Source organism: Mycobacterium helveticum, from assembly GCF_007714205.1.
Classification (GTDB): Bacteria; Actinomycetota; Actinomycetes; order Mycobacteriales; family Mycobacteriaceae; genus Mycobacterium; species Mycobacterium helveticum.
The window spans coordinates 1-4,021 of record NZ_VMQU01000223.1 but is presented as its reverse complement, the minus strand read 5'-3'; the positions used below and the strand labels follow the sequence as shown (position 1 = coordinate 4,021).

At 61.7% G+C, this 4,021-nt stretch carries 6 protein-coding genes; 5 read left to right on the top strand and 1 reads right to left on the bottom strand.

Annotation, left to right across the window (positions count from 1 at the left end; all coding sequences use genetic code 11):
* Nucleotides 1–515: 515 nt before the first annotated feature.
* The 4 genes from FPZ47_RS26745 to FPZ47_RS26730 are packed head-to-tail and all read left to right on the top strand — an operon-like array spanning nucleotide 516 to nucleotide 1,927.
* The gene (locus tag FPZ47_RS26745; protein WP_033711258.1) at nucleotides 516–788 is read left to right on the top strand and encodes a type II toxin-antitoxin system Phd/YefM family antitoxin; all 273 of its coding nucleotides are present in this window, start codon (nucleotides 516–518) and stop codon (nucleotides 786–788) included.
* A gap of 3 nt (nucleotides 789–791) precedes the next feature.
* The gene (locus tag FPZ47_RS26740) at nucleotides 792–1,199 is read left to right on the top strand and encodes a type II toxin-antitoxin system VapC family toxin (protein WP_007168487.1); all 408 of its coding nucleotides are present in this window, start codon (nucleotides 792–794) and stop codon (nucleotides 1,197–1,199) included.
* A gap of 20 nt (nucleotides 1,200–1,219) precedes the next feature.
* Nucleotides 1,220–1,561, top strand: coding sequence for a hypothetical protein (locus FPZ47_RS26735; protein WP_007168486.1), 342 nt, complete (start codon nucleotides 1,220–1,222; stop codon nucleotides 1,559–1,561).
* Between the two features lie 60 nt (nucleotides 1,562–1,621).
* Nucleotides 1,622–1,927 carry a hypothetical protein gene (locus FPZ47_RS26730; RefSeq protein WP_007168485.1) on the top strand — a complete coding sequence of 102 codons (306 nt, stop codon included), beginning with the start codon at nucleotides 1,622–1,624 and terminating at the stop codon, nucleotides 1,925–1,927.
* Between the two features lie 1,447 nt (nucleotides 1,928–3,374).
* On the opposite strand, the gene FPZ47_RS30340 is transcribed toward FPZ47_RS26730, so the two are convergent.
* Entirely contained in the window at nucleotides 3,375–3,497 is a 123-nt protein-coding gene (locus FPZ47_RS30340) for a hypothetical protein (RefSeq protein ID WP_255250777.1), read from the bottom strand.
* 211 nt (nucleotides 3,498–3,708) lie between these two features.
* Here FPZ47_RS30340 and FPZ47_RS26720 point away from each other — a divergent pair, with 211 nt between their 5' ends.
* Entirely contained in the window at nucleotides 3,709–3,861 is a 153-nt protein-coding gene (locus FPZ47_RS26720) for an enoyl-CoA hydratase-related protein (protein ID WP_007168480.1), read from the top strand.
* Nucleotides 3,862–4,021 lie beyond the last annotated feature (160 nt).

Below are 4,021 nucleotides of genomic sequence, written 5' to 3'. Positions count from 1 at the left end.
CGGCGGCACTGACCGCCTAAACCACCAAGTCGAAGAATCACACGACGACGTCGTACACCACGTCCCTGGACTTGACCTTCTCCCCTGCCGCGTAACACTCGGAAAGATGGCAAACGACATGTGCCACAGTCGGGAGCAGGCGGAGCAGGTCAAGGCTAGGTTGGCCGAGTGGCTGGCGCCACCAATGGTCGGGACGACGGCACTGACTGAGCGGCACCGCCCGCAGACCGCCGGCATCAAGCGAATGGCTCGGCCGTATAACCACGCGCTGACCGTCGCATATCTCTGCCCCACCTGTGAGAATTGAGCTGACAAGGCAGCTAGAGACGGATAGGTCCCTTTGTGAGCACCGATGGCCGCGAGCCTGACGACGAGGCCGGCGCGGAGTTCCTGAACGGCTTCGTCGATAGGTTGATTCTCGGGGGCGGGCGTGTGGACATGGGCCGCCGGCGCTCCGAAACCCACCCAGTTGCGCCACCATAGCATGTAGTACAACTATGTAGTACATTATTGGTATGAGTGAAGTACCTCTCCGAATGCTCAACCAAGAGACGGCAAAGGTCTTGGCCCGCGTCAAGCGTGGCGAAGAGATCACGCTTACTGAGCGCGGGGAAGTCATCGCCCGAATAATCCCCGCTACCGCCGGCCCACTGGATGCGTTGATCACTGCCGGCAGAGTGCAACCGGCGACGCTGGCCGGCCCAGCCCCGCGGCCGACCGTTCCGATGCACGACAATCTCGACGCCGGCGCGCTATTGCAACGTCTGCGCGCCGAGGAAAGGTATTAGCCGGTGATCTACCTGGATACCTCGGCTCTGGTCAAGCTGATCCGGATCGAAGTCGAATCTGATGCTCTAGCTGACTGGCTCGATGAACGCACCGAAACACGTTGGATAACATCTGCCTTGGCTGAAGTGGAGCTCCCCAGAGCCATCCGCGCAGTCGCCCCAAATGGCTTATCTGCTGTCCCCTCTGTGCTGGCCAGACTGGATCGGTTCGAAATCGACCAGGTCATCCGCGCCACCGCGGCCGCCTACCCCGATCCGGCGCTGCGCTCGCTCGATGCGATACACCTGGCCACCGCTCAAATCGCCGCATCCACAGCACCATTGACCGCCATGGTCGCCTATGACAGTCGACTCAGCGACGCCGCCCGTGCCCTCGGGATAACGATTGTCACACCTGGAAGAAACTCATGAACGGCTCAGGAGGAGAACACATGTCAGCACGTTTCTATGATGAGACCGTTTTTCAAGCGTGGCAGCGCGGTGTAGAGATCGCCGGTCCCCGATGGTTCGCCGACGGCCAGACTTCCCCGGACAGCGCGACCAGCAAGTGGGATCTCTCGCCGAGGGTCGACGAGATCCGATCAGCTATCGGATGGCTGTCCTCGGGCGAAGCGATGTTCCTTGCGGCGATGGTGAGCTTTTACAACTCTGAGCCCGGCGGCGAACTCTTGCGATCACTTGGCGCAAATGGCCTCAGCGACATTGCTGCCAGCCTCGACGAATCACGCCGACAAGTCATCGCCGACCTGCCCCTTGCCTACGCCGGCTGGTGAAAACCTCGCCGGCCGTCACTCCCACGGCTTCCCGCTACAACCCGCCGCAAAGGACAACCCATGGCTGACCTGCCAACTCGTCCCGAACTATTCGAGAACGCCCGCGCCTGCATCGACGAAGTGAGATCAGCGCTCAGCGCGGCGCGCGACTGGCTGCGCTCGGACTGGCAGCTCCTGGGCACACCACTGACTAAGGAGGCCGGCCAAGCTCGGGTGGCCATTTTGGAATCGATCGGCGAGGCCAAGGACCTCATCGACGCGATGAAGCGCACTGCAGCCTCGATGAAGCGGCGCAGCACGGCGTTGCGAGCGCGCGGCAGAAACGCCAGGCGACCGCGCTGTCTGGTGCGCCGCGCAGCGCGATGAACCGCCCGCCTTGCCCGCCGCGACCCGTTGCCGACCTGGTGGCCGGATGTGAACGGGCGCTGGCTCGAAGATGGTGGAAGATGGTGACCGCAAGACATCGTGCGTTGCGTGGTGGACCGCCCGTCACGCCTCAATCACGAACTTTGCGACTGGGCGCGCGCACCAACACTTCATGCTCGGCATCATGGGTGGCCGCTTCAGGCGCCAGGCGTGTTCGGCAGCCGACCGTCATACCCGCCGACGAGCGGTCGCCCGGCCACGATGTGCGCGACTCGGGCGACCGGTCCCAATCACCAAGCAAACGTCCTCTCCCGAGGCTTCGGGGTGCGTCATCCGCTTGCCCCGCATGTCGACATCCGTTGCTGCGCGGCTAGCGGCCACGCCAGTCAAATGTCGATTCCCGCTGCGGTGCCTACCTCAAAATCCCGGCAATCCCGGCAGGGTGAAACCACCGCCCGCGCCGGTGGAAGCGCCGCTCCCAGCGCCGCCCGGACCGGTCAAACCGCCCGACGTGCCAGTACCGAAGCCGCCGCCATTGTCGTTGAAAGCACCGGACCCGCCGGTCGACGCCCTGCCCCCACCGATCGGGGTGGACACTCCACCAGACCCGCCGCCCCCAACTGTGATCCCTGGGTCTGGCTCATCCGCCCAGGCAGCGCCCGCGCTGGCTATCGGGATGAGCCCGGCGGCCAAAGCTGCACCTGCGGCCATGCCGAGCTTGATCGTGATACCGCGGCGTCGTGTCTTGCAAGTCATGTTCCCCTCCGAATTCATGGATCATTAGATGATCGCGTTATGATCGGCGCACTTGTCGTGCGTTGCACAGTCACTTAGGTGGTAATGGGGCTCACCTCCATTCCCACAACTGGATTCCCACAACTGGTGATAGCAATGCCACCAGCTGTATGAACTTTGGCTATGCAATGCAGCTTAGCTACTACAGAAAGTGAGCGTCAAGCCAATTGGGCTACCTTGTTTGCAAAGTGATTCATATTCATAAATTCAGTGTTTCAGTAGACACTGACTTCCACACCTACAATCGTATATTGCAGCAGTTCAACAACCATGTACTGGTGTACTGACATGCGCCAATTCGCGTCTGCGTACTTACTGATATCGAGCACAACGTGAATCATTCAGGCCAGAGTCTGACTTGATTACGATTATCAGAGTTTCAAGGTGCCAGCAAACTAGACTTACTCGGTTGGTGCCCGATATCTGCAGAAACCTTTCTTCCTAGAATTCAGTATCGCTGTTGGCCAAAAATCGCTCCCTGCGTAGTCCGATCAGCAGTCACACCTCGCCGCGTGCACCTAGACCGTCCCCAACACAGGGCCTCAGCAGACGCCCGCCGGCAACTCATCGCCGACGACGCGCGAGGGGTGCCGCGCCTCACCTTGGGCCCAAGTGCAGGACCCCTCATTGATCCGCGTACTGATATGCAGATCTACTGAAACGCACCCGAAGAGGGGATCGCCGCAATGAGCACCGGCCGCAGCCGCATCGAATCGAGCGCCGCACCGTCCCACAGAAACACCGCGGCTGCCACCCCGCCCTCACCTACAGGCACCGGGCCGACCGAACGCCTCATGACCATCCGGTAGACAGGCGACCAACGAACACGCCGAACCGTCGACCTATCACTTGGCACACACCCGGGTCTTGACATCTGGCAGCGAGATGCCGCCGACCGCCTCGGACTCGCAGGATGCAGGCGGAAATAACCGGATTCTTCTCTGGACAAGCTCGACGCAATCCACGCCGTCCTGCATCGCTTCCCCGTGTACAAGCCGATCATCGCCGCGGTCAACGGCACTTGCGTGGCGGGCGGATTCGAGATGTTGAGCTCCACCGACATCCGAGTGGCCGTGCCCGACGCACGATTCGCGGTGATGGAGCCGAAGCGCGGTCTTTTCGCAGTGTCTTGCCCGTGAGGACACTCGCGGCGGCAAGGGCACCGCCGATCGTGACGTAATGACTTAGGGCCGGTCCACGCGGCAGAGGTGTGAGGTGTTGACGACGGGGTGGGTTCTACTCAACGTCGCAACACCGACGGATCACTCGAGACTAACAGGGCAGCGAATAGATCGGCGG

What these genes read in the sequence shown, in the direction of transcription:
- FPZ47_RS26745 (WP_033711258.1), top strand. Translation starts at nt 516, where the DNA reads ATGAGTGAAGTACCTCTCCGAATGCTCAACCAAGAGACGGCAAAGGTC.
- FPZ47_RS26730 (WP_007168485.1), top strand. Translation starts at nt 1,622, where the DNA reads ATGGCTGACCTGCCAACTCGTCCCGAACTATTCGAGAACGCCCGCGCC.
- FPZ47_RS26735 (WP_007168486.1), top strand. Translation starts at nt 1,220, where the DNA reads ATGTCAGCACGTTTCTATGATGAGACCGTTTTTCAAGCGTGGCAGCGC.